The 25,962-nt window shown below is 48.6% G+C and carries 25 protein-coding genes; 17 read left to right on the forward strand and 8 right to left on the reverse strand.

Translation table 11 applies throughout. The annotated features are described in order from the left end of the window. The first annotated feature begins 22 nt into the window (after positions 1-22). From lptM to BFC18_RS12225, 6 genes are read left to right on the forward strand one after another with little or no spacing between them, the layout of a single operon-like run. Positions 23-181 carry an LPS translocon maturation chaperone LptM gene (gene lptM, locus BFC18_RS22160; RefSeq protein WP_425388383.1) on the forward strand — a complete coding sequence of 53 codons (159 nt, stop codon included), beginning with the start codon at positions 23-25 and terminating at the stop codon, positions 179-181. After that, the gene (gene lysA / locus BFC18_RS12205) at positions 181-1,431 is read left to right on the forward strand and encodes a diaminopimelate decarboxylase (RefSeq protein ID WP_070125836.1); all 1,251 of its coding nucleotides are present in this window, start codon (positions 181-183) and stop codon (positions 1,429-1,431) included. Before lptM ends, lysA begins: the two co-directional genes overlap by 1 nt. Positions 1,432-1,466: 35 nt before the next feature. Then, positions 1,467-2,297, forward strand: coding sequence for a diaminopimelate epimerase (dapF, locus tag BFC18_RS12210; RefSeq protein WP_070125837.1), 831 nt, complete (start codon positions 1,467-1,469; stop codon positions 2,295-2,297). Further along, positions 2,294-2,992 carry a DUF484 family protein gene (locus BFC18_RS12215; protein ID WP_070125838.1) on the forward strand — a complete coding sequence of 233 codons (699 nt, stop codon included), beginning with the start codon at positions 2,294-2,296 and terminating at the stop codon, positions 2,990-2,992. The genes dapF and BFC18_RS12215 overlap by 4 nt, the downstream gene beginning before the upstream one ends. Continuing rightward, positions 2,992-3,909, forward strand: coding sequence for a tyrosine recombinase XerC (gene xerC, locus BFC18_RS12220; RefSeq protein ID WP_070125839.1), 918 nt, complete (start codon positions 2,992-2,994; stop codon positions 3,907-3,909). Before BFC18_RS12215 ends, xerC begins: the two co-directional genes overlap by 1 nt. Positions 3,910-3,932: 23 nt before the next feature. Then, a complete protein-coding gene (locus tag BFC18_RS12225) occupies positions 3,933-4,649 on the forward strand; it encodes an HAD-IA family hydrolase (RefSeq protein ID WP_070125840.1) in 717 nt (238 codons plus the stop codon). Positions 4,650-4,681: 32 nt separating this feature from the next. Here BFC18_RS12225 and cysE read toward each other — a convergent pair whose 3' ends face one another. After that, complete coding sequence (gene cysE, locus BFC18_RS12230; protein ID WP_070125841.1) at positions 4,682-5,494, reverse strand: serine O-acetyltransferase; 813 nt, start codon at positions 5,492-5,494, stop codon at positions 4,682-4,684. A gap of 378 nt (positions 5,495-5,872) precedes the next feature. Between cysE and BFC18_RS12235 the strand changes: the two genes are divergently transcribed. Next, positions 5,873-6,064 carry a CsbD family protein gene (locus BFC18_RS12235; protein ID WP_070125842.1) on the forward strand — a complete coding sequence of 64 codons (192 nt, stop codon included), beginning with the start codon at positions 5,873-5,875 and terminating at the stop codon, positions 6,062-6,064. Between the two features lie 93 nt (positions 6,065-6,157). Here BFC18_RS12235 and BFC18_RS12240 read toward each other — a convergent pair whose 3' ends face one another. Together BFC18_RS12240 and BFC18_RS12245 are read right to left on the reverse strand one after the other, a co-directional pair. Next, the gene (locus BFC18_RS12240) at positions 6,158-7,117 is read right to left on the reverse strand and encodes a YihY/virulence factor BrkB family protein (RefSeq protein ID WP_070125843.1); all 960 of its coding nucleotides are present in this window, start codon (positions 7,115-7,117) and stop codon (positions 6,158-6,160) included. 83 nt (positions 7,118-7,200) lie between these two features. After that, positions 7,201-8,340: a hypothetical protein gene (locus BFC18_RS12245; protein WP_139139008.1), complete on the reverse strand. Its 1,140-nt coding sequence runs from the start codon at positions 8,338-8,340 to the stop codon at positions 7,201-7,203. 302 nt (positions 8,341-8,642) lie between these two features. Between BFC18_RS12245 and uvrD the strand changes: the two genes are divergently transcribed. Both uvrD and BFC18_RS12255 read left to right on the forward strand, forming a co-directional pair. Beyond that, a complete protein-coding gene (gene uvrD / locus BFC18_RS12250) occupies positions 8,643-10,814 on the forward strand; it encodes a DNA helicase II (protein ID WP_070125845.1) in 2,172 nt (723 codons plus the stop codon). Between the two features lie 65 nt (positions 10,815-10,879). Beyond that, complete coding sequence (locus tag BFC18_RS12255) at positions 10,880-12,124, forward strand: diguanylate cyclase (protein ID WP_070125846.1); 1,245 nt, start codon at positions 10,880-10,882, stop codon at positions 12,122-12,124. Here BFC18_RS12255 and rarD read toward each other — a convergent pair. Then, complete coding sequence (rarD, locus tag BFC18_RS12260; RefSeq protein WP_083273053.1) at positions 12,100-13,026, reverse strand: EamA family transporter RarD; 927 nt, start codon at positions 13,024-13,026, stop codon at positions 12,100-12,102. The genes BFC18_RS12255 and rarD overlap by 25 nt on opposite strands. 84 nt (positions 13,027-13,110) lie before the next feature. Next, entirely contained in the window at positions 13,111-14,448 is a 1,338-nt protein-coding gene (locus tag BFC18_RS12265) for a magnesium transporter (RefSeq protein WP_070125848.1), read from the reverse strand. 125 nt (positions 14,449-14,573) lie between these two features. Here BFC18_RS12265 and recQ point away from each other — a divergent pair, with 125 nt between their 5' ends. Continuing rightward, positions 14,574-16,418 carry a DNA helicase RecQ gene (gene recQ, locus BFC18_RS12270; RefSeq protein WP_070125849.1) on the forward strand — a complete coding sequence of 615 codons (1,845 nt, stop codon included), beginning with the start codon at positions 14,574-14,576 and terminating at the stop codon, positions 16,416-16,418. A 24-nt stretch (positions 16,419-16,442) separates the two neighbouring features. On the opposite strand, the gene BFC18_RS12275 is transcribed toward recQ, so the two are convergent. After that, entirely contained in the window at positions 16,443-17,105 is a 663-nt protein-coding gene (locus BFC18_RS12275) for a glutathione S-transferase family protein (RefSeq protein ID WP_070125850.1), read from the reverse strand. A 207-nt stretch (positions 17,106-17,312) separates the two neighbouring features. On the opposite strand from BFC18_RS12275, the gene BFC18_RS12280 reads away from it, so the two are divergent. The 4 genes from BFC18_RS12280 (at position 17,313) to BFC18_RS12295 (ending at position 21,183) form a co-directional block, all read left to right on the forward strand. Next, positions 17,313-18,737, forward strand: coding sequence for a protein adenylyltransferase SelO (locus tag BFC18_RS12280; RefSeq protein ID WP_070125851.1), 1,425 nt, complete (start codon positions 17,313-17,315; stop codon positions 18,735-18,737). Further along, positions 18,725-19,033 carry a DUF3630 family protein gene (locus BFC18_RS12285; RefSeq protein WP_070125852.1) on the forward strand — a complete coding sequence of 103 codons (309 nt, stop codon included), beginning with the start codon at positions 18,725-18,727 and terminating at the stop codon, positions 19,031-19,033. Before BFC18_RS12280 ends, BFC18_RS12285 begins: the two co-directional genes overlap by 13 nt. Before the next feature lie 142 nt (positions 19,034-19,175). Further along, complete coding sequence (gene ribA / locus BFC18_RS12290) at positions 19,176-19,790, forward strand: GTP cyclohydrolase II (protein WP_070125853.1); 615 nt, start codon at positions 19,176-19,178, stop codon at positions 19,788-19,790. A 118-nt stretch (positions 19,791-19,908) separates the two neighbouring features. Beyond that, entirely contained in the window at positions 19,909-21,183 is a 1,275-nt protein-coding gene (locus tag BFC18_RS12295) for a DUF3300 domain-containing protein (RefSeq protein ID WP_070125854.1), read from the forward strand. Positions 21,184-21,235: 52 nt separating this feature from the next. Here BFC18_RS12295 and BFC18_RS12300 read toward each other — a convergent pair whose 3' ends face one another. Further along, the gene (locus BFC18_RS12300; RefSeq protein ID WP_070125855.1) at positions 21,236-22,114 is read right to left on the reverse strand and encodes an ATP-grasp domain-containing protein; all 879 of its coding nucleotides are present in this window, start codon (positions 22,112-22,114) and stop codon (positions 21,236-21,238) included. Positions 22,115-22,121: 7 nt separating this feature from the next. Next, positions 22,122-22,640 (reverse strand): hypothetical protein, encoded by a 519-nt coding sequence (locus BFC18_RS12305; protein ID WP_070125856.1) that lies wholly within the window; start codon positions 22,638-22,640, stop codon positions 22,122-22,124. Between the two features lie 113 nt (positions 22,641-22,753). Between BFC18_RS12305 and BFC18_RS12310 the strand changes: the two genes are divergently transcribed. From BFC18_RS12310 to BFC18_RS12320, 3 genes are all read left to right on the forward strand, one after another. Continuing rightward, positions 22,754-23,719: a zinc transporter ZntB gene (locus BFC18_RS12310; protein ID WP_139139009.1), complete on the forward strand. Its 966-nt coding sequence runs from the start codon at positions 22,754-22,756 to the stop codon at positions 23,717-23,719. 157 nt (positions 23,720-23,876) lie between these two features. Then, positions 23,877-25,355, forward strand: coding sequence for a methyl-accepting chemotaxis protein (locus BFC18_RS12315; RefSeq protein WP_070125858.1), 1,479 nt, complete (start codon positions 23,877-23,879; stop codon positions 25,353-25,355). Then, positions 25,352-25,891, forward strand: coding sequence for a DUF6436 domain-containing protein (locus BFC18_RS12320; RefSeq protein ID WP_083273054.1), 540 nt, complete (start codon positions 25,352-25,354; stop codon positions 25,889-25,891). Before BFC18_RS12315 ends, BFC18_RS12320 begins: the two co-directional genes overlap by 4 nt. Positions 25,892-25,962 lie beyond the last annotated feature (71 nt).

Raw genomic sequence — 25,962 nt, forward strand, 5'->3', positions numbered from 1 at the left:
AGTCTTTCTTTGCGGGTTCGTTGTGCGCAGAAAACCCTTCTTTTTAATCGTGCTGCTTTTGGCTGCCAGCAGCCTGTCGGCATGTGGATATCGCGGGGCACTCACTCTTCCAGATGAGTCTCAAAACAACAAACAGACTCCTGCCGAGTCACCCGCCGATCAATCCGGAGATACCCAGTAATGGATTTTTTCGCTTACCGTGACGGCCGCCTTTTCGCTGAAGACGTGGCGGTTTCTGATATTGCCAGTCAGTATGGCACCCCGGCTTACATTTACTCTCGCGCAACCCTTGAGCGTCATTGGCACGCCTTTGACCAAGCGCTAGGCGAACACCCGCACCTTATTTGTTACGCGGTAAAGGCCAACTCCAATATTGGTGTACTCAGTGTTCTGGCAAAGCTGGGCTCTGGATTCGACATTGTATCTGGTGGTGAATTGGCACGGGTACTGGAAGCCGGTGGCGATGCAGGTAAAGTGGTATTTTCCGGTGTTGGTAAAACCCGCGAAGAAATCCGCTATGCGCTGGAGCAAGGTATTCTGTGCTTTAACGTAGAGTCGGAACCAGAACTCGAGCGCATCAATGCGGTAGCTGCAGAAATGGGGGTCACAGCGCCCATTTCTCTACGTATTAATCCTGACGTGGACGCCAAAACTCACCCGTATATTTCTACCGGTCTGAAGGCGAACAAGTTCGGCATTCCTCGTGAGCGTGCTATTGCCACTTACGAGTTAGCAGACAGCCTGCCGAATCTTGAAGTAAAAGGCATGGATTGTCATATTGGCTCGCAGCTCACCACCATCGAACCCTTTGTCGATGCCCTTGAGCGCCTGCTTGAACTCATTGACGTGTTGGCATCGAAAGGCATCACCATCAGTCACCTGGATGTCGGTGGAGGCCTTGGCGTAACCTACAACAACGAAACGCCGCCTCACCCGAAAGAGTATGCCGCCGCACTGGCTGAAAAAATGTCTGGCCGTGAGCAATTGAAATTGATTATGGAACCGGGACGGGCCATTGCAGCGAATGCGGGCATCATGATCACCGAGGTTGAGTTTGTAAAAGAAGGTGACGAAAAACACTTCGCCATTGTTGATGCGGCGATGAACGACCTTATCCGCCCCTCATTATACTCAGCATGGCAACATATTGGCCGCGTTGAACAAGACACCGATGCAACGCCACGGGTGTATGACGTGGTTGGCCCAATTTGCGAAACCGGTGATTTCATTGGTAAAGACCGCGAACTGGCAATAAAACCCGGTGATCTACTGGCGGTTCGTAGCGCCGGCGCCTATGGTTTTGTTATGGCTTCAAACTACAATACACGCTGTCGTCCACCTGAAATTATGGTCGATGGAACTACCGTTACTGTAGTGCGTGAACGAGAAATGTTAAAAGATCTCTGGAAAGGTGAGCATAAACTTACGTAAACTAGAGACATACAAATAAGAAAGATGTGCGCTTAATGCAAGTTCAATTTTCCAAAATGCACGGCCTGGGTAATGACTTCGTGGTTATTGATAACGTTACCCAGAACGTTTTCTTTTCAAAGGAGAAGATCCAGCAACTCGCGGATCGGCACTTTGGTATTGGCTTCGACCAGCTTTTGTTGGTAGAACCTCCCTATGATCCTGAACAGGATTTCCATTACCGCATCTTCAATGCAGACGGCTCCGAAGTGTCACAGTGTGGCAACGGCGCCCGTTGTTTTGCCCGTTTCGTCAAAATGAAAGGGTTAATCAACCGCAACAAAATTAAGGTCAGCACCAAAGCAGGAAAAATGGTGTTGTATCTGGAAAAGGATGGTCAGGTCACCGTGAATATGGGTGTGCCTGACTTCGAGCCCACCCGGGTTCCTATGGTCGCCAATAAACCAGAAAAGACTTACATTTTCCGGGTTGACGACAGAACGGTTTTCTTAGGCGCGGCATCGATGGGCAACCCTCACTGTGTGATGGAAGTCGATGATGTCGACACCGCGGATGTGCATGTACTTGGCCCGCTTTTGGAGCGTCATGAGCGTTTTCCTGAAGGGGTTAATGTTGGCTTTATGCAGGTGGTGTCGAAGGAACATATTAAACTTCGGGTGTTTGAACGCGGCTCAGGGGAAACCCTGGCGTGCGGCAGTGGCGCTTGTGCGGCGGTAGCTGTCGGTCAGATTCAAGGCAAATTAGATAAGGAAGTCAGGGTAGATTTACCCGGCGGCAGTTTACGTATTCGCTGGCAGGGCGAGGACTCGGCACTTAAGATGACCGGGCCGGCTGAGCATATTTACGACGGACAGATTAACCTATGAGTGATGCTTCAGGTCAAACTAAGCAACCGGTAACGCTGGAACCAAATTACGACGAGGCATTCGGACTCACCGCTGAAGAAGTCAGGGCGTTTCTTCTAAAACACCCCGAATTTTTCAACCAGAATCCGGATATCTTAGAGCGCCTGGTTATTCCTCACGAGGAAAAAGGGGCAATTTCTCTGGTTGAAAGACAGAGCGAACAGCTGCGCAAGAAAGTACGCCAGCTAAATTTCAAACTCAATCAGCTTATTGGCGTTGCCAAGCAGAACGAAAAAATCTATCGGGTGTATACCGACCTGAACGTAGAATTACTGCGTTGCAAATCAGTGTCTGAGATTCAGTACAAACTGGAAACAGTACTGCAGGAACGTTTAGATCTCCACTCGGTGGTATTACAGCTTTTCAAAGGCCCTCACGCCATGCAGGAACTGCAGCGTCGCCTGGTTATCGAAAAACGTTTCAAAGACAGCACATTCTTCTTCGGCCGTTTGAGCCAGCACGAGCGACAAGTGATTTTTGGTGAAGAAACCGCCGAGTCTGTCGCGCTGATCCTGCTTGGTGACAATCGTGATATGGGCATACTGGCCATAGGCTCTAACGATGCCAGTCACTTCACTCCAGACATGGATACCCTTCTGCTTAAGCAGCTACAGGAAGTCCTGAATATTACTATGCCGGATTTGTTGGGGTATTGATGCCAGCGGCGGAGCAACAGCCCCCTCTGTCTGACACCTGCCAGCAATGGCTTGATAAATTTCTTCTGCACCTTGAAGTGGAGCGGGGTCTGTCATCTCACACCATTTCCAACTATCAACGACAACTTACTTCCGTCGCCCGCGAACTCGCACTGGAGGATTGGTCTGGCCTAACGCCTTCTGATGTAAAAAGGGTAATGGCTATTGCCAAACGCCAAGGCAAGCATGCCCGCTCTATTGCACTCATGCTCTCTTCTCTGCGTACACTATGTCATTACTTGATAGAAAAGAACGAACTGTTCAGCAATCCTGTTGAAGGCATTCAAGCCCCAAAGCTTGGTCGACCACTGCCTAAGCAAATCAGTGTAGATGACATGCAGCAACTCCTTTCTACGCCGCAGGATTCCGGCATTGAATGTAGGGATATGGCTATGGCGGAACTTCTGTATGGCTGTGGACTACGTTTAAATGAACTCACGGGTCTGCGGCTGGCTGACTGGAATAAGTCAGACGGCACGTTACGAGTGACGGGTAAGGGAAATAAGCAACGCTTAGTGCCGTTGGGAAGAACCGCACAAAAAGCCCTTAGCGCCTGGTTGAAAGTACGCGGTGATTTCGCCTCCCCCTACGAACCTGCTGTATTCGTCAGTAAAAGAGGCAATCGAATTTCTAACCGTCAGGTAGAAAACCGCCTTAACGCGCTGGCACAATCACAGGGCATGAACCAGACCGTTCACCCTCACAAACTGCGCCATTCCTTCGCCACACACGTATTAGAATCTAGTGGTGATTTGCGTGCCGTACAGGAACTGTTAGGACATGCTAATCTTTCCACTACCCAGGTCTATACGCATCTGGATTTTCAGCATTTAGCAAAGGTGTACGATTCGGCACACCCCCGCGCACGTAAAAAGTAACAAGCAAGACTCACAGAGGTACCATGCGATTTTATAGACCGCTTTCTCCGATAAAGGCGATGACCTTCGACCTTGATGACACCTTGTATAATAACGAACCGATCATTAGTCTGGCTGATGCTTCGCTAACTGCATTTATCGCTGCAAATTTCCCCCGTGCGGCAGCGCTTCCTCGCTCTCGCTGGAACGAAATAAAACGCGAACTTATCAAAAACAATCCCCCGCTGGGTTCTGATATGGGGTTACTGCGATTAGAAACGCTGCGAGTCGCGTTGGCTGACGATGTCGCGCCATGCTCTGCGCTCGAGCAGGCAGCACAGGATTGCTTTAATTGCTTTTACCATGCCCGTAGTGATTTCCGGCTAGATGATAAGGTTCATGAAGTCATGTCGGCGTTGGCGAAAAAAGTACCTCTTATCGCGATTACTAACGGAAACGTAGATACGCAGAAAACGGGATTAACAGAGTATTTCGAAGCGGTGTTGCACGCCAGCGTCGTTCGCCCGTCGAAACCTGCGCCAGACATGTTCCACGAAGCCGCAGACATGCTGAGCCTGCCACCGGAAGCGATACTGCATGTGGGTGACAACTTAGAAAAGGACGTGATGGGTGCGATCAAGGCAGGCATGCAAAGCGCGTGGATAGCCGCTAATCGGGAGATGAACTTAAGTCGTGAAGCTGTAACTTTGCTGCCTCACGTTGAGTTATCGGCGCTGGATGACTTACTCAGGCTGGCATAAACCAGCCTCAATATCGTTTTAAAGCAGACTCACTAGCTTGCTGTTTGCTCGCTGTCCTCAAGCACGTTTTGACGCATGGAGTCGCAAGGACGTTTGCAACAGGGCTTGCCCACCACTTTGGCAGGAACTCCAACTACCGTTACGTGCGCTGGTACATTATCAAGCACTACACTACCCGCGCCAACTTTAGAGCCTTCACCGATTTCGATGTTACCAAGAATTTTTGCGCCAGCGCCCACAAGTACACCCTGACGAATCTTGGGATGACGATCGCCAGATTCATTACCTGTACCGCCTAACGTTACACTTTGCAGAATACTCACGTTATCTTCAACAACTGCCGTTTCACCTACCACGATGCCCGTCGCATGGTCGAACATGACACCTTTGCCAATTTTAGCGGCTGGATGAATATCTACGCCGAAGGTTTCCGAGTTACGGCTTTGAAGAAACAGGGCTAACTGATGGCGCCCCCGCTGCCAAAGGTAATGCGCCAGACGGTGCGCCTGTACAGCGTGGAAGCCTTTAAAATACAGTAATGGAGTCAGAAAGTTCGTTACCGCCGCATCGCGATTGTACACGGCTTTGATATCTTCAACCGCCGATTCAATAATCATCGGGTCGAGTAAATACGCCTCTTCAAACACCTCACGAATTGCCATGGCAGGCATCACTTCATCCGCCATTTTATTGGCCAGAATAAAGCTTAGCGACGATTCAAAATTATGGTGAGTAAGAATGCATGCATGAATATAGCTCGCAAGAAGCGGTTCATTATCAGCAATTGTCTGAGCTTCAGATTTCAGCGTTAGCCAGAAATCAGCATTTTGAGTAGATACGAGCATGGACTTTCCTATTGATGCATTCGTGCATAGCGGGAAAAGATAGTGGTTCGACGCCATTTATCAAGTGGCTTGTTACCAAATACCGACGCAAGTCGGTTAACAACATCTTTAATACTACAGACCGGCATTTACCGATCCAAATTACAAACTTTTAAGCACTTTGGGTAAACCGAAACGCTTTTACCGGGCGGTGTGAAAGTTCTACATCGTACCGCTATCAACCACTCGGTGCCATCGCAATCGAGAATATAAAATAATTAATTGAATTCATGTATTTAACTTGATGTGCGACTTTTTGGAACAGGCCTTGTATAACTCATTCTGAAACATTCAGTCGCACAACGCGGCGAAACAAGTTAACAACACGAGGAGACTGCTATGAACAGCGATCGTATTGAAGGTAACTGGAAAGAAATGAAAGGTAAAATCCAACAGCAGTGGGGTAAACTCACTAATGATGATCTTGATAAGATTGATGGTCGTCGCGAAGAGTTGGTAGGTAAGATTCAGAAAAATTACGGCAAAAGCCGTGATGAAGCAGAAAAAGAAGTAGATCGCTACTTCAATTAATCTGTAGGATTTTCGAGTCAGCACATATCAATTTCTGACTCTTTCAAATGGCCGGCTCATCCGGCCATTTTAATTTACGGCTTTTATACAGTTTCAGTTGCTACCGTCCCCCGGAGAATGGTCGGCAACATAAGCGCCACGCTTCCCCTTCGGTTTGTCTTCCCCTGCTGTACTGTCCTGGTCAGTTTGATATTCCGTAGCTGAATTCAGCTCTGCCCCCAATAAAATGATATAGGCGCTTAGATAAAACCACATCAGCAGAATAACAATGCCACCCAGCGACCCGTAGGTTTTACTGTACGAGGCAAAGGCGTTCAGATACATAGAAAACGCATAAGACGCTACGACCCAGAAGATGGACGCAAACAGTGACCCTGCTGTCACCCAACGCCATTTAGCTGGACGACGATGTGGGCCATAACGATATAGCGCCGCCAACGCGACATTAAATAGCAAAATCATAACTGGCCAGGTGAGCCACATCGCCGCTTTTTCACTTAATGCAGCACCTGCAATATAACTCAGCACTTCTGGCAAAACTGAGATACACAGCAACGCCACAATAACAAAAGCAATGATGCCAACGGTTAACACCATGCGCGCAACCAATCCCCATAAAAATGGACGCCCTTCTTTCTCGTTGTACGTGATGTTACAAGCCGTGATTAGCGCATTCGCTCCCTTTGAGCTACTCCAGGTGGTAATGAGCAGGCTCAGCATTACTCCCCAACTGAGGGTCGTATCTGAGTTTCCGGTCAGTTTGGTAAGTTGTTCTTCAATGATATAGCGACTATCCGTTGGCACAACGTCAATAAGATGGGCCATGTGACTGTGCAATTGTTCAGGCGTAACCAAAAGTCCGTACAGTGAAATGACCGCCGTAAGTAGAGGAAATACGGCGAGTAGAAAATAAAATGCTACGCCTGCGGAAACCAGCGAAAGATCATGGGAGTTCTGGCGAACATAAGTACGCTTTGCAATTTGCCACCAGGCACCTAAAGAAAAATCTGAGAGCTTTTCCGCTTCTGGCGAATAGTGCTTACGGTGAGTCAAAGTACACTCCGGAAATTAAAACAATGCGAAACCATTAGGCTTGTTACGCAAATATTCACCGGTTAGTGCAGTTTTTCAGCCACTTATTCTACGCCAGAAAGAGAAGAAGTTGCGAACATCGACAACTTGCCAATAAGCGCTTCCTCATTGCGAACGTTTACTGCTTTTAGAATACGGTGTACATGCTCTTTCACTTCACTTTCAGGCAGATTGACGGCCACCGAGATATCGCTGTATGGGGTGTCTTTATAGAGCATGCGTGCTATCAATACTTCTTTCTTATTTAGTGCATAGCAAGATTGCACGTTTTTCCAGTCGGGTTTAATTCGAGATTGAATATTCACCACCACCATCGCCTCTCTACGCTCGCCTTCAGCCTGAGAGCCCAGCTTGTGAATGTGGAAAATTTCGATTTTGTCCACATGGTCATCGATCACAAATACTTTTTCCGACCCCACTCCCAGCCCAGCTTCACGAAGGCACTCGCTGACTTTATCGCTAAAACGACTCTGCTGCGACGACGCGCTGAATGCGAGTTTACGATTTTTCACTGCAAGCACGCCGCTTTCCGTGAAATAGGATTCGGCCTGAACATTGTAAGCCTGTACTTCTAGCTTGCTATTACAGACTACAAACGCCGTTTTGATATGATCGTACAAACCTTGCGCTAAGTGGCGCTGTTGCCTAAAGACTTCTTCGTCACGGAAGAAACGGGCAGCACGAATAAAATGAGGCACTAATCGCTTAAACGCTACGTGCTCGAAAGTAGAAAAGTCGTCGTTTTGCTCTGCTCTGCACACGCCCAGATAAGCTTCATAGCGGGCATCCCGCATTAATAGCGCCCCAAGCATTTTTTCAGCGTTCAACGGAGACAAGATTTGCTCGATGAAAGTAGGCGCATCTTTCTGATCACGAAACACCTTCTCGCTGGTATCGAAAATATCGCCTTCGTGAAGTTTTAGAAACAAAGGCTTAAAAACAGAAAGAGAGGAGAGCGAAGCAAGTGCTTCAGGGTCATGGGCTGCTTCTTCCTGCACTTTAATGCGAAGGGCGACTTCCCGTTCGTTGACGAGGTCTCTGAGCAACAGGAAGGTTTTATCTGCCTGAAAAACCTGGTTGCATGTGGCAAGCACTCTTCCCCACTTCCGGGTAAGTGCTGCATCGTAGATCTCAATGATGAGGTTATCGAAATCTACGGTTTCATTCCTAACGTTGTAATCCATAACAGTTCGGCCATCCGAGGTCAGCATTTCAATTCAGCAAATTCAACGTTTATCGCTAAAGCCCTAAAAATACTGCTAACCATAATTGCACACCGCATTGATGAATTAACAAACAGTATTTGTAAGACTGTACCAGACTGGTTATTTTCCGTTCACTTATACTTTAGTCAAAGTTACTGATATTTAATCTTGCTGTCGAGGTGTTTCGAGAATAACTATTCCTTTTAGTTACTGTATAAATTCACAGCGGGGTCTGGCATAATCAGGCAGTTTTACTAATCAACTCAGCGGTGATTTGCCTGATGGATGTATCTTTACTTCTCGACGACCTCAACGATAAACAACGTGAAGCCGTAGCTGCCCCTCAAACCAACATGTTAGTGTTAGCCGGCGCGGGAAGTGGTAAAACCAGAGTATTGGTTCATCGAATCGCCTGGCTGATGGAAGTAGAAAACATTGCGCCCTTCTCAATATTGGCGGTAACGTTCACTAACAAAGCGGCCAAAGAAATGCGTGGCCGCATTGAAAGTTTGATGAAACGTAGCATGCATACCATGTGGATGGGCACGTTTCACGGTTTAGCTCACCGATTGCTGCGCGCGCATCACGCCGAAGCCGGATTACCGGAGAACTTTCAGATCCTCGACTCAGACGATCAGTACCGCCTAATCCGACGTATCCTCAAAGCCATGAACCTGGACGAAAAGCATTGGCCGCCAAGACAAGTGCAGTGGTATATCAACGGCAATAAAGATGAAGGCTTACGCCCGCAGCATATCGATACGCACAACGACCATACCCAACAAAAAATGCGCGACATCTACGCAGCCTATCAGGAGTCGTGTGATCGTTCAGGATTAGTGGACTTTGCAGAGTTACTACTGCGTGCCCACGAATTATGGGCTCGCAATCCAGAGATCCTCGCTCACTATCAGAAGCGGTTCCGCGCTGTACTGGTCGACGAATTCCAAGACACCAACAATATCCAGTACGCCTGGCTGCGCATGCTGTGTAGCACTGGCGATAACACTATCATGATCGTGGGTGATGACGACCAGTCAATTTACGGTTGGCGTGGTGCTAACGTCGATAACATTCATAAATTTCTAAAAGACTTCCCCAAGCCAGAAACTATCCGGTTAGAGCAGAACTATCGGTCTACCAGTACCATACTCAAAGCCGCTAACGCCGTTATCGACAATAATACCGGCCGCCTGGGTAAAGAGCTCTGGACTGACGGCGCTGAAGGAGAGCTGGTGTCGGTGTATGCCGGTTTTAATGAGCTTGATGAAGCCCGTTTCATCGTCTCGCAAATTAAATCCTGGTTGCAGCAAGGTCATCCGCTGACTGAATCGGCCATTTTGTATCGTAACAATGCCCAGTCGCGGGTTCTGGAAGAAGCCCTACTTCATGAGGGTTTGGCGTACCGTATTTATGGTGGCTTACGATTCTTCGAACGTCAGGAAATTAAAGACGCTCTTGGTTACCTGCGCATGATTAACCATCCACACGACGATGCCGCTTACGAGCGCGTGGTGAATACACCAAGTCGAGGTATGGGAGAAAAAACCCTGTCCAACATTCGGGAAACAGCGCGGGCGCACAACTGTTCACTGTGGCAGGCGAGTAATTTATTAATCGCTGAGGGCGCATTAAAAGGCCGCGCAGCCAATGCACTGCAGAGTTTTATTTTACTGATCACAGAGCTTGAACAGGCTACCGAAGGCCAGCCACTGGAAGAACAGGCAGATAAAGCCATCCGTCAGTCTGGGCTTTATGCCATGTACCAGGCTGAAAAAGGGGAAAAAGCCCAGGCAAGATTAGAAAACCTTGAGGAACTGGTTACTGCCTGTAAGCAGTTTGTCGTGCCAGAAGAGGCCGATGAAATGACGCCGCTCAGTGCCTTTCTTGCCCACGCTTCTCTTGAAGCAGGAGAAACCCAGGCCGATTCCGATCAAGACGCGGTGCAAATGATGACCATCCATACAGCGAAAGGGTTGGAGTTCCCCCTGGTATTTATGGCCGGGGTGGAAGAAGGCATGTTCCCAAGCCAAATGACCAACGACGAACCCGGCCGTATGGAAGAAGAGCGTCGACTTGCGTACGTAGGTATGACACGAGCCATGAAGAAGCTGTTTATCACTTATGCAGAAAGTCGTCGCCTTTATGGTCAGGATAAATACCATACGGCTTCCCGTTTTATTCGTGAAATTCCCGCTGAATGCGTAGAAGAAGTGCGGCTTAAATCGACGGTATCACGTCCGGTGCATAATCGCTTTTCTCGTGCCACATCACACGAAAGCTTCGAACAAACCGGCTTCCAGTTAGGACAGCGGGTGACTCACCGCAAGTTCGGTGAAGGCATTGTGCTAAATTACGAGGGTTCTGGCGACCACGCCCGGGTACAGGTAAACTTTGATGAATTCGGCAGTAAATGGCTAGTGCTGGCCTACGCTAAACTTCAGCCAACTTAAGCCGATAATCTTCAGATACGTCTATAGTTTACAGAGTTACAGGTTTAGCCTCGTTGGGGTCGGAAATGCAAACAAAAGTGCTGGTGATTGAAAGTAGCCAGAAGGGCCTTCAATTGGTGTCAAAGCTAGTGCGAAAGGCTGGCTTAATCCCTGTTGGAGTGAGTTCCCTCACTGAAGCCCAGGTACGCTTTTCTCTGTCTACCCCAGAAGAATACCTCTGTGCTGTAGTCGCTTACAGCCTGCCCGATGCACCACATGGCGAGGCAATCGACTTTACGATTTCTGCGTTCATGCCCACCATTGTGGTGACAGATCGAGCCGATGCTGAAACCCGCAAAGCCATTCTCGGCCGTGAAATTGTTGATTATCTGGTAAAAGATAATCATCAAATTTATGACTATTTAAGCCGCCTGCTTGCCCGGTTGGATAAAAACAAATCGATTGGTGTGTTGGTTGTCGATGATAAGCGTAAAAGTCGCACCGCCATGGTATCGCTGCTGCGACGTCACAACTTTCTCGTTTATTCAGCCAATGGGCAAGACGAGGCTATGGCGTATTTATCGGACAATCCGCATATTCAGCTGATGCTTGTCGATTACTCCATAGATGGAAACGAAGGCATTCATTTTATCGCAGAACTTCGCCGGGCGTATTCCAAGGAAGAAATGGCGATTATTGGTATCGCGGAAGACCGAACAGGCCTTCTGCCAGCTACGTTTTTGAAAAGCGGCGCCAATGACTTTTTACGTAGTCCCTTTTGCCATGAAGAATTCTTGTGCCGGGTCATGCAGAACCTGGAATTGCTGGAGAATGTAGAAACCCTGCGTAGGGTAGCCAATTCTGATTATCTCACTGGCTTACCAAACCGGCGTCATTTCTTTTTCACTATTGCCACCCAGTATCGACAGCAAGCTGACAATCAGGCATTAGCACTTATCGACCTTGACCACTTTAAATCGGTGAACGATACCTACGGCCACGATGCCGGCGATGCGGTCTTGAAAACCGTTGCCGAACTTATCGCATCACTCTTTAGTGATGTGCCAGTGGCACGTTTCGGCGGCGAAGAATTTTGTGTATATCTGCCTTTCCAGTCGGCACAAGAAGCGCAAAAGCGTGTTGAAGATTTTCGTCTTCTGGTGTCAGAAACCCCTGTTCTTTACAAAGATAAGTTGCTTAGCATTACCAGCAGTATCGGATTGGTATTTACTCATGGGGAGAATATTGAAACCTTGCTTACCGAAGCCGACAAACTCCTTTATAAGGCGAAGTCGAGCGGGCGAAATCAGGTTTGCGCACGCTCTATCTGAAGTTTGCGCTGTTGCTGACGATACGCGCGCAATGAATCAGTACTGAACACCACCAGCGCTAACCAGACAAAGCCGAAGGTAATCAATCTGGACATCTCAAACGGCTCGTTGTACACGAACAAGGCCAGCACAAACATGATCGACGGTCCAATGTACTGAAAAAAGCCGAGTGTGGAATACATGATGCGACGGGCCGCCGCTGTAAAACACAGTAAGGGGGCCGTAGTCACTAAACCTGCAGCCACAATTAAGGCATTCAAAGACCATTCATTGGCAAATAAATCACTTTGTTCACTGGCGAAACCCACCCAGTAAATCAGTGCAAATGGCAACAGTAGCGTGGTTTCAATAAACAACCCCGGCAAAGAATCCACCGCCACTTTCTTACGCAGTAAACCGTAAATACTGAAAGTAATAGCCAGCACCAACGCTATCCAGGGTAAATGACCAAAAGTGAAAATCAGGATCCCTACCCCAGTGAGTGCCAATCCTACCGCTACTTTTTGCATTGGCCGCAATACTTCTCCCAGGAACAAGCGGCCAAAGAACACGTTAATCAAGGGGTTGATGTAATAGCCTAAACTGGCTTCCAACAAGTGATCATTATTAATTGCCCAGATGAAAAGCAGCCAGTTCGCACCTAATAGCAGACCAGCGCAGAACAGGACTTTCATGACGGTGGGGCTGCGTAGTGCAGCAGAGACTTTCGGCCATTGTTTCAGCGCAAAAATGAGCCCAAACAACAGTACTGCAGACCAGACTATCCGGTGCATCAGTATATCCATAGCCGGTAAGACCTGCAGCTGCTTAAAATACACAGGTGCAACGCCCCACATCGTGTAAGCGGCAATGGCGCATATAACGCCGACTTTGGTGGCCTGGGAGACGGAAGACTGACTCAATGGAATTCCAAGGAAACGAAAAAAGGACCTGCATTGTTGATGATATGTTTAATCTAACGCAAGTCCTTTGAGATAGCAGGCAGATTACAGCAGAAAAAGCGTTCCCAAACCGAGAAATGCGACAAAGCCAACGATGTCTGTCACGGTTGTGAGGATTACAGAGCCGCTCAGTGCGGGGTCGATTTTAAGTTTGTCCAGCAACACCGGCAGAAACACCCCGGCAAGGGCCGCTGATACAATGTTCACCAGAATAGCCAGGCAAATCACGATACCCAGGGCAGCGCTGGAGAACCATACTGACGCAACAATACCAATAATAATCGCCCAAATAACACCGTTGAGGCCGCCCACCTTAAGCTCTTTCATCATGAGCGCCCGGAAGTTAGCTTTGGTTACCTGGCCCAGTGCCAGCCCCCGCACAATCAGTGTGAGCGTTTGGCTACCGGCGATACCGCCCATGCTAGCCACCACCGGCATCAGTACCGCCAGCGCAACGACCTGCTGCAACGTTCCCTCAAACATGCCAATAAACCAGGAAGCCAAAAATGCGGTTAGCAAGTTAATGCCTAGCCACAGGGCACGGTTTCGGGCACTTTTAGCAACGGGCGAGAATAAATCCTCGTCTTCATCCATACCCGCAGACGCCATGACTTGCCGTTCGTAGTTCTCATTAACCAACTCACTGGCAGAGGTCACATCTAAGCGCCCCATGAGCTTATTGTTGTCGTCTACCACAGGCAGCGACGCGAAGCCCGAGCGTTGTAACTGCAATGAAGCAACGGTAGTGTCATCGGTCACCTTCAGTACCGGCATGTTCTCGATGGTGAGTTCCACCAGCGGAACGTGCTCAGGCGCACCGAACACTTTAGTCAGCTTCACCGCAGCAGAGAACTGACCAGAGCGGTTTGTCAGAAAAATCGTGTCAGAGTGACTAGGCACATTACGGCGAATCAGGCGCAGGGCATCACGTACTTTTGCGTTAATGGGCAGTGCCAGTTGCTCGTGAGAAATCCAGTGACCAATCTCGCTATCAGTAAACTGCGTCGCTTCGCGAAAGAACGCTTGTTGCTGTTCATCCAGGGCTTTGAAAGCCAGGTCCATGAGTCGCGACGGTAGCGAATCCATTAGCTCCAGAAGCGACTCCGCCTCGATGTCCGCAAACATCAGCGCCCATTCTGTATCCGGCGTCGCATCTATCAAAATTTCCCGGGGATCACTACGCATCTCCACCAGCACGTCGATTTTGCGATCGCGCGGTAACCCTTCCCAGGTTGAAATACGCAGCTCTACCGGTAATGATTCCAGCACCGTAGCAATAGATACATCATCTTCGCTGGCAAGCGTTGTTAATACGGCAGCGGGATCTTCGTTCTGAGCGTCAGAAACCAACTCCTCAATGAGATCCGGTAACGGTTCGGCCATATTTCATTCCTCCAACATTCTGTGCTGCTGATGTTAGCTTTTTTTCGCGGCAACACAACAACATAAAGTAAACTGTACCGCAAATGCCGTGAACACTTGCGAGAAAACACGTAAAATCCCCGCCGATGACAATTTCCGACTCCCCAACCGCCGAAAATATAACGCCTGAACTGCCGTCGACGCCTTTAGAGGTACTGTCGAAAGTTTTCGGCTACGATAAATTCAGAGATGGCCAACAAGCTGTTATCGATGCCGTGGTAAATGGGCAGGATGCGTTGGTGCTGTTGCCCACGGGTGGCGGTAAATCTCTGTGTTATCAAATTCCGGCGCTTGTCAGGCAAGGGGTGGCAGTGGTGGTATCACCGCTAATTTCACTCATGCAAGACCAGGTTGAACAGCTACGGGAAGTGGGTGTGAGCGCCGCTTACATCAACTCCACCCAGGATCAGGAACAACAGCAGTCCGTTCTTGCGCGTATCACCAGTGGCAACTTGCAGCTCTTATACGTATCGCCTGAAAAATTGCTCACTCCTTGGCTCATGTCTTTTCTGCAAGCCCAAACTGTCGCGTTGTTTGCCGTGGATGAAGCCCACTGTGTTTCGCACTGGGGTCATGATTTCCGCCAGGATTATCGCGCACTGGGCTTACTAAAACAGCGTTTTCCGAATATTCCTGTTATCGGCCTCACCGCCACCGCAGATGCCGCCACCCAGGCAGATATTCTGGTGCAATTGAATCTCAACGACCCCTTTGTTTATAAGGGTAGTTTCGATCGACCAAATATTCGCTACCGGGTAATGGCGAAGTACAAAGCCTTTGACCAAGTACGTGACTACGTTAAACAGCAAGATGGCAGCGGCATTATTTATTGTAACAGCCGTGCCAAGGTAGACGATTTACACGCCCGCTTACACAGAGAAGGTATCAGCTGTGCTGCCTATCACGCTGGAATGGACGCCGATGAGCGAGAATACGTACAGCGTCGCTTTCTCAACGATCAGGTCGATGTGGTTATTGCCACGGTCGCTTTCGGCATGGGTATCAATAAATCAAACGTACGCTTTGTTGTGCATCACGATGTACCCCGCAGTATTGAAAACTACTACCAGGAAACGGGGCGCGCCGGTCGTGATGGTCTCGAATCTGAAGCGATGCTGCTTTACGATGAGAAAGATGCCGCGCGAGTACGGCAGTGGATTGAACAAGGCGAAGCCACCGACAGGTTAAACGTAGAGTTGCAGAAATTTGCCTCTATGGAAGCGTTTGCTGAAGCGCAAACCTGCCGCCGTCAGGTATTACTTAACTATTTCTCTCAATACAGTGATACCGCCTGCGGTAACTGCGATATCTGCATCGACCCGCCCAAACTTATAGATGGCCTGGTGATTGGGCAGAAAATTCTGTCGTGTATTTTACGTCTCGAACAACAAGCCGGCTCGCAATACCTTATTGATGTGCTTCGTGGCAAAGCATTGAAGCGCATCATGGAAGCCGGTCATCAAAATTTAAGTACCTATGGCATTGGAAAGGAAAAGCCCGACGGATACTGGCATAGCATGATTAATCAGCTCATCCACAAAGGGCTGGTGAGAGTCGACCTTACCGCCGGAGCCATGTTAAGACTGAATGAAAATGCCCGTCAGGTATTGAAAGGCGAAGTGGCACTGGAGCTTGCTGTGCCGCGTTTGAGCTTTAAACCTGATACACGGGTTAGCAAAACACCTGCAATTTACGATAAGGCCCTCTTCAAACGTTTAAAACACCTTCGAAAAGCGCTGGCAGAAGAACACAGCGTGCCGCCTTACGTTATCTTTAGTGATGCGACACTGGCCGATATGGCTGCAAAAACGCCCACTACGGTTAACAATTTCCTGGATGTTAGCGGAGTGGGTAAAACGAAGCTTGAGCGCTATGGCGAGGCTTTCCTGCAGTTAATTAAAGATTACCTCGACAGCACGCTAAATGATTAATGCGCCGCCAAGCGGCAACAAAGATCAGGCGTAGTCGTACTTACCGCCATTTTCTAATGCGCGTTGGTAAGCCGGGCGTTGATGTACCTTCTCCACATAAGCTTTGATAGCCGGGTAATCAGTCGCCTTCCCAGTAGCCACCATCGCTTCCAGAGGGAAAATCATTTGCACATCGGCCCCGGTGGGCTCGCTTCCGGCAAACCAGGCATGGTTCTGCAAATGGCTTTCGGTGTACTTCAAACTCTGCTTCAGATTAGGCCGATAATAGGCATTGGCAATTTCACCTAAAAGTTTGCGAACCATAGGGCGAATAAGCCCCGGCACTTTCTCTTCTGCTTTTGAAAACACCATTAATGCTACCTTCGCTGGCATTAATGAGCCTTCTGAGAAGTGCATCCAAAAATCATACTGTTGCAGACTTTGCTCATTCGACGGCTTTGCAAAGCTGTCTTTACCGTGATGTCGGACAATGTATTCGATAATTGCGCCAGATTCAGCCAGCGTCGTGATATCTGTGGTTAACACAGGTGAACGACCAAGCGGATGTACGGCTTTCATTTCAGCAGGGGCAAGGCCAGTTTTCGCATCACGCTGATATTTTTCCAGGTGATACTCCACACCCAGTTCTTCCAACAGCCACAAAATGCGCTGCGAACGTGAGTTATTTAAATGATGAATCGTTAACACGTGCAAACTTCCTGCAAAATAAGAATCAGTAATTATCGTTACGCAATGTCTACTCCGACAGTTTAGCGTTGTGAATATTAAATTTCATTAACAACACGGATGTGAATACGGAAGGGCCATGTGAATGTCATCAATCACCTGAGAACACTGGCACACTGACGCCGGATTTCTTACACTGCCCACCTGTTTGTCAATCTGGTGGTCATTATGCCGCTTACTCATCGCTATGCAGAAAATCTGTCGGCCCTGGCATCCCCCGTTGCACCGCAGGTGTTGTCTGGTCAGCGTCTTCAGTTAGTAAACCATGCACTTGCGACTTCCCTTAGACTGCCAGAATCCTGGTGGCAGCAAAATCACATAACCGAGCAATTGTCCTGCCCGGCTTCAGTATTGAGCGCTGGCGCCGTAGCACAGAAATACGGTGGTCATCAGTTTGGACAATGGAACCCGTATCTCGGTGATGGACGAGGGTTACTGTTAGGTGAAGCCACTGACAAGAACGGGCATTCTTTTGACCTTCACCTCAAGGGCGCAGGCCAAACGCCTTATTCACGGGGTGCTGATGGACGCGCCGTATTACGTTCCACAATTCGTGAATACCTTGGCAGTGAAGCCTTGCATGCGCTTGGCATTGCCTCATCCCGAAGTTTGTGTCTGTTCAGTAGCGATGAAACTGTCTTTCGTGAACAGCCCGAACCCGGCGCAATGATGATTCGAACCAGCCCCAGTCATATTCGCTTTGGACACTTCGAGTTTTATTATCATAACGGTGAAAAAGATAAGCTGGACGCGCTGTTTCAGTACACATTGGCCAACCATTTCCCTGAATGCTTAGACGCAGAAAATCCGCACCTGGCGCTGCTTAATACTATTGTGCTTCGCACCGCTCGTCTCATCGCCCTTTGGCAAAATCACGGCTTTGTCCATGGCGTCATGAACACCGACAACATGTCAATTCACGGCATTACCTTCGATTATGGTCCTTATGCGTTTATGGAATCATTCAAGAGCAATGCGGTGTTTAATCATTCTGACCATCAGGGCCGCTATGCCTTCAACCAACAGCCAAGCATTGGCTTATGGAACCTGAATGTATTGGCGCACTGTTTCAGTGATTATTGTTCCGTTGATGACATTCGCGCTGCACTAATGAAATACGAGACTACGTTTATTGGTCAATTCCAACATGTAATGGCGGCACGTATGGGCCTTCCTGCAGATGCACCGGGAACGCAAGATGTCGTGAACCAGTGGCTTGAACTAATTGAAAAAGAGCATGCTGATTACACGTCTTCATTTCGAAAGTTAGCACTTACAAACTATGCAGAGAACAAATCTTCCTTGCGTGACAATTTTATTGACCGGCAGCAGTTTGATAGTTGGTGGCAACAGTACCAACAACATCGAGATAATTCAGTATCCCAGGACACGCTGCTCAATTTGAATCCTGTGGTTGTTCCACGCACCCATTTGTTACAACACGCCATTGAGCAAGCGCAGGCTGGTGATTTTAGCGAGTGCGAAGCATTACTTCAGGCAGTAACGTCGCCCTTTGACACATGCTGGGATAACCATAAATACGCTAAACCCGGAGAAGCCAATCAAGGAGGCATGTTGTCGTGCAGCAGTTAGACGTAAACCAAATCAGGCAGTCCGCACGTCGAGTAGATGAAACCATTGTGCTGGACTTTCCTCTACCCCAAACGCCCGGACGAACCAGCCAGTTCATTACACTGCTGGTTAGTGCGTTAGGTGCTGAAGCTCAGGAGCCCGAATGGGGCGCCGACCGCGTACAGGTTGTTATCATCGCAGAGGAAGTAAGAATGCTGCTGTGCATAGAATGGTTGTGCGATTCTATTTGGCTGGAATCGGCTGGGGGCATTAACAATACAGCAGATTTTCTCTGGCAGTGGCTGCAAGCTAAATAGCTAATTTGGTATTAATCGTCTTTATCGAACGAACAAGACGACATAATTCATGATGAATTGCTATAATATCACACTCAAAATCTTGTAAAATGCCCGCCCGACCCCACATTAGCGTGGATTATCAAGCAGGCATAGAAGTGCAATGACCAGTAAGCAACCAAAATACGAATATATCAGCTCCGCCAAACTTCCTACCAGAATGGGCGATTTCCGCATCCATGGCTTTGTGGAACTCAGTGGCCAGGAACACGTGGCGCTTTCCTATGGTACCTGGAACGAGGGCGATGTGGTGCCGATCCGTATTCATTCTGAGTGCCTTACCGGCGACGCGCTTTTCAGCACCCGTTGCGATTGCGGTTATCAGCTTGAGAAAGCCATGCAGAACGTGGTCGACCATGGATTTGGCGTTATTTTGTATTTGCGTCAGGAAGGCCGAGGCATTGGGTTACTCAACAAAATCCGCGCTTATAATTTGCAAGACAGTGGCATGGACACCGTAGAAGCTAACGAACACCTTGGTTTTGATGCAGATCTACGCAGCTATGATATTTGTAAGCTGATGCTGGAAACGCTGAAAGTAACCAAGGTTGAGTTAATGACCAACAACCCCCGTAAGCTGAAAGCGCTGGATGACCTTGGAATCGAAATTGTATCCAGAACGCCCATCGACCACGGCATGACCAAAGACAATAAAAACTATTTGAAAACCAAAACCGAAAAACTTGGTCACGTTTTCGACCCTCACCTGTTCGACTAGTATCACAGAAGCTGAACGCAGCATTTGATGTTGGTTCAGCTTAGGTTAATTTCCCGCCGGTTATAACGTTTCCTATCTTCACACTATTCTGCACCCTACGCAGAATTCAGGAGTTTTTATGAAACGGTTAACCCTTGCAGTGATTTTATCGCTCTCCACGGGGGCGATGGTGTCTTTGCCAGCCATGGCCAAACAAGACAGTTATGCCTCGCAATCCCAGGCTGACAGCTACACTGACGCTGAATTAGACAGTCTGTTGGCGCCTATCGCCTTGTATCCCGACACCATACTGACGCATATTCTGATTGCATCGACCTACCCCCTTGAAGTGATTGCCGCTGATCGTTGGCGTCAGCAGCATAGCCACCTGGATGCGGAAGACGTGGAGCGGGAAATCGAAGACGTCGACTGGGACCCAAGCGTAAAAGCCATTGTGCCATTTACCGATATTCTGCAGACCCTCAGCGGAGATTTAGATTGGTTACAGGCATTGGGCGACAACGTACTGGTTAGCCAGGGCCGGGTGCTGGCGCGGGTTCAGGTTTTACGCCAGCATGCGCTGAATGCAGGCACCCTGGATGACAACGAATATCAGCGTATCGAGCGAGATAGAGAGACTATTGTTATCGCACCTGTGCGCAAAGAAGTTGTGTATGTGCCTTACTATGATACGCGAGTGGTCTATGGCAAATGGTGGCATCCGGTTGCGCCTGTTTACTGGCATCAACCTAGCCATTACCGCTTCACTGCCGGTTTTTACTGGAGCCCAAGTATTCGTCTTTCCACCCATTTTTATTTCGGTGGTATCAGTTGGCATGACCGACACGTCGTTGTAACCCATCGCCCGGTGAAACGATTCTATTACGGCAACGACATCAAGCGCAGTTACAGCCGAGATTATCAGCCGTGGCAACACAATACCAACCACCGTCGGGTTCGCTATTCAGACAATGTGGTACGCACGCCAGGCAAACGTTATGTGAACCAAACTCACAATGTGAAACGCCGGGTGGATTATTCTCCGGTGTCGAATCACCATGCCGCAGCATCCCGGGGAGGCCTGTCGTCTAAGCCGCAACGTGAAACCCATATTGAGAAAAAATCTTACGTTCGTCCGTCGATTGATAAGAGTGACAACCGTAATATTCATCAGGAACGCCGCGTAACCACGCCAACACAAAGCCAGCGTGAATATGCCCGGAGCGCCGAACAAAAGCGAGAAGCCTATAAGCCCCGGCAGGATGTGGTGAAAAATAACTATCAGGCTAAACCAGCCGTACAGCGAGAGCGGCCGGCAGCGCAGAATCAAAATGTACGCAGCTATCCGCAACGTTCACAAGTGCAACAGCGTGATACGGTGAAGCGGGAAAAAGAAAGCCGTATCCGTGACTAATACTGAATTTAAAGCAACGCAGGACGCGTTGCTTTATATTTTCATACTTCTACTAGTGCCCTTTGCCAAAGCGAGACACAAATACATCGACAAAACGTTTGGGTGATGTCGGGTCAATATTGAAGTAAAGCGAAGGCTCTATCAGCTCTAACTCCATGATTGCCCAATACCCATTAACCCGAATCAAATCGACCCTGGCATAAAGATAATCCGTGGGCATTGCACCTAACGCCGCCTCACAAGCGGTAAGCATATCTGCAGTGGGTGTGTACGCAGAAAGTCGCCCACCATGCTCTTCCTGTACTCGGAAATCACCGGCTTTAGGTTGTTTGAGTAACGTGTGGCTATACTCGCCGCCAAAATAGAAAAGTGAATACTCACCTTCAGTGATCACGCTGCTCAAAAAGGGCTGTACCATCAATAACCGATCTTTAAACAACTCACTCAGCTTCGCGTGAAACTCGCCGGCCTGCGATTGATGAATTCTGAATGTGTCATCGGAATTGGCACTGAGCGCTGGCTTAATCACTACTTCATCACACCTTAAAGCCGCGAATTGTGCTTCAAACCAAGTTGCTGAATACGTATCAGCCCACACTGTTGGCACAATGGGTACATCATTCTCCGCAAGCTCTCTCAGGTACGTTTTCTCAATATTCCATTTCATCAATGAAAGCGGATTATGCAGCGTTGCTGACGATGCATCGATGGCTTCGAGGCAAGCAATGAAAGCCTCGGGCGCCTGCTGATAGTCCCATGGACTGCGCACAATCACATGGTCAAAATCATTCCAGTTCACCGTGGTACTGCGCCAGGAGACCGTTTCTACTTCATAGCCTGAGGCATTGAAATCCGGGATCAGCATGTCGTCATACACAAAGAATCCTTCCGCGTCTTCAACATCCATAGACAAAAAACAAATTCTCGACATGCTACACCTAAAATACGATAACCAGTTGACCCGCTTCTACGCGCATATCACTGGGTAATTGATTTCCTAAAATCGAAAGATTCAGATCTTTAAAGTTCACTAACAGAATAATGGGTGCCGACTGCCCTTTCAGCTGTTCAGCCCAACGTACAATGTCCTTGTCATTTTGCAGCGTACTGTTCAGCACCTTAAAATCATTCAGCATTGGCCGTTCTATCTGCAATTCGCCGTTAGAACCATCATAACGAAGCAGGCCACTCAGCGTCGCCTTGGCCTCCATTTGCTGACCGTCCCGTGAACCGAGAATATTCACGTCTACGGCCACCTTGTTGTTTGCCGAAAGTGTCAAATATGGATTACTGAAAACAACCTTCATCCCTTCATAATACTGGGTCTGCGGGAACGTCATGCCCACAACCTGGTTTAGATCTTTCTGAGATAACCTGAACGTAAAAGCGTGTGCTTGCGTAGTCAGCAACAACATAAACAGCGGTAACAGAATAAAAAATCGAGTGAATTTTCGCATAGTAGCCCTATAGGTGTGGCCTGAATGGGCGTACTGTATCATAGTCTCAGTAACAGGCACGGAATTCCCGAAGCCAATCAACTTGTCCAGTCATGCCAAGGAGCCTGCACACGATGTCCGATAACGCCTTTCTCTCTGCCTATGTCATTAATCAGTCCGGTGAGGCCCGTTCGCTCACGCAACAGGAACTGAATTACCCATGCAAAGCGGGGGAATATATCTGGATTCATATGCAAAGTGACGCCGAAGACTCAGAGCAACTGCTGCAATCACTCTCAATTGCAGGCAGCGTGTCTGACGCATTGTGCGCGCAGGTCACGCGCCCACGAGCGATGCAGATGGACGATGGCGTATTGGTGTTTCTTCGCGGAATAAACAAAAACCCGGAAGCCGATCCGGAAGACATGGTTTCTCTGAGGATTTGGTGCACCGATAAGCTGATCATCACAGCCAGACGAAAAGGCCGTCAATTAATGTCGGTATTGGCGTTACAGGACGACGTTACCTCTGGCGCCCCGCCAGAATCACCTAAAGCACTTTTACTCGATTTGGTATTGCGTCTTGCCGATGTCATTCACGAAACACTGGAAGAAATTAACGATGCGCTACTCGATTTCGAGGAGGATTATCAATTAGATAAGGCCGACCGAAAGGTGCTCTCTAATCTTCGCAGGCAGTCTGCCGCAATTCGTCGATTTCTTGCCCCCCAACGGGATGCCCTAGACGCCTTGCTACGTTTTAGCAGTTTTTTGAATGAAGACCAGGTGTTCTTTTTAGGGGAACAGTCTGACCGCATTACCCGCTATGTCGAAGATTTAGATCTCGCGCGGGAGCGGGCGGTTCTGTTGCAAGACGAGCTCCGTAACCGCATTGCCGATCAGCAAGGTATGCGCATGTATGTGCTCTCTATGGTAACGGCGATTTTCCTGCCGCTATCGTTTCTAACCGGTTTATTTGGCATGAATGTGGGAGGATTACCAGGTACCAACTCTCCCCAAGCCTTTACCATTCTAATAGCTGGCATGCTTTTTCTGACTATTATCATGCTTATCGCTATGCTGTGGAAAAAGTGGCTATGATGATTTCGTGACATTTGCGACATAGAGCACTTTTTAGACAAAAGTGTCATACCGTTAAATTAATTTCATATCTATACTTCTCTAAATTAAGGGCTGAGTTTAGAAATACGAAAGTTGACCTATACTCAATGTAGCCTTGTCACCTAGAGGGTTCAGTATGCAATTTCCTTGGATTCAGGATGGTCAAAAATTATTCCGTCTTGTTCTACCTGTACAGCTTGTACTGGCAATCGCAATTGGTTTTTATACTGGTGAGCTACTTCCGGCTTTTATTATTGGCGTTCCCACCGTTGCATTGCCGATGTTTCTTAGTTTTACTCAACCCGATTCCGCGTTGAGTCGTATTTGTATCGGTATTGCGGTGCAGCTAATGACTGCGCTGCATATTAATCAGGCCTACGGGCTGATTGAATGGCACTTCGAAATATTCGCATTACTGGCCATGTTGGTGGTATTTCGCGATTGGATTGTTATTGGCGTTTCTACTGCCGTGGTGGCCATCCATCACGTTGGGTTCTTTATTCTTCAATCCCAGGGGTTTGGAGTGACTATCTTCGAAGACGGTCATCTGAGCTTTCCTATTCTTATCATGCATGCCTTGTTCGCTGTGTCAGAGTGCGCAGCGTTAATGTTTGTGGCCAAGCGCTCTTGTGATGAGGGTATGAACGCATTTGCTTTAAGCAATACCGTTGATAGAGTGTTGGCACAAAAGGGGCGCATCGACCTCACCGTTGACGTAGCCCACAGCGAAGGCACCAAACAATTTGCAAACTTATTATCGCAAATGAAAACCCTTGCCGTGGATGCTAATAGACTGACTAACGAAGTTGCTTCCGCCAGCCAGCAAATTCAGGGGGCCACTTCTGAGTTGAGTAATACCAGCGCACAGGCAGCGAACGAAGTAAGCAGCGTATCTTCTGCATCAGAAGAAATCGCCGCGTCGATGCAGCTTACTTCGGAAAGAACCCAGCTTGCCAACGATAAAACGAGCCAAGCATCCTCACTCACCAGCGAGTCCAAAGCGGCTATCGATGCAACGGCGGGTTCAATTGCCTCTTTGAAAAGCATGTTAACCAAAGCGGCGCAAACCAACGCTGAACTTAATGAACGTTGTGCGAATATTTCTGACGCAATGCGTTCCATCACTGCCGTGGCAGAACAAACTAATCTACTGGCACTAAATGCGGCTATTGAATCTGCCCGTGCAGGTGAGCACGGTAGAGGTTTTGCCGTGGTGGCAGATGAGGTACGTACGTTGGCAATTCGCTCAAAAGAAAGCGCTGACGAGATTACCGCGATTACCGAGAAACTGGTAGTAAGTACCGCAAGTTCTGTTGAGCAAATGCAAAGCTGTATTACGCTGGTGGATAATGCCGTAGAGAACTCATCTTCCGCCAGCGCAGCGATGACCGAGATTGAATCTCAGATAACCGCAGCGTCTGACAATATGGCTGAAATTGCTAGCTCCGCAGTCGAGCAGGAAGCTGCATCACAGTCTATTGCGGCGAGCACGGCAAAAATGCACGAACTCTCCCAAGAAGAAGCATCAACCGCCGCCCGTCTTGAGCAGCAAGTGGTGCAGTTAACCAATCTTTGCAAAGACATGCAGCAAGCCGTGATGAAATTCACCGTATGATGAAAAAGAAAGCCGGATGGCTAGTGGTTGCCGTCTGGCTTTGCTCTGTAATGACAGGGCTCTGGATTTACGGCGGCAATCAAACATCCGAGTTCGATCCGCAGCTATCATTGACTGCGGCATCTTCTGAGCGCGACTTTGACACCCGTTTTGTAGCCTACTTAAACGAAGCCGGTATTCGTCCGGGCTCCTTAGTCCATTTACAAACCGATAGCCCTTGTTTCTGCAATTCGTTGAGTCGCCAACATCAGTATGATTTATCGGAATTGCTAAAGGAACAAGGCTACTCACTGAGCGTAGTGAATTTGTCCGAACATCCATCGCTCGCCGACATCGTGCCATCCTTCCCAGCCCTTGCGGTACTCGATGCAGAAAATCAGCTTCGCTATCTTGGCGCATACGCCACAGGACTGGGGTGTTATACCGGTGATGACTTGGTGGCCACCATTGCCAATTGGGTAAAACAAGATAACTATCAGGGCGCAATGATTAACGCCGATGGTGAAGGCTGTTACTGCCCCACGTCGGGTGCGTGAGGCGGCGTTCTGGCTGAGCGGGGAGACCCATATTCGATCGTAAACACGGCATCAACCCACTCAGTTTTTTC

This window comes from Alteromonas confluentis, assembly GCF_001757105.1.
Classification (GTDB): Bacteria; Pseudomonadota; Gammaproteobacteria; order Enterobacterales; family Alteromonadaceae; genus Alteromonas; species Alteromonas confluentis.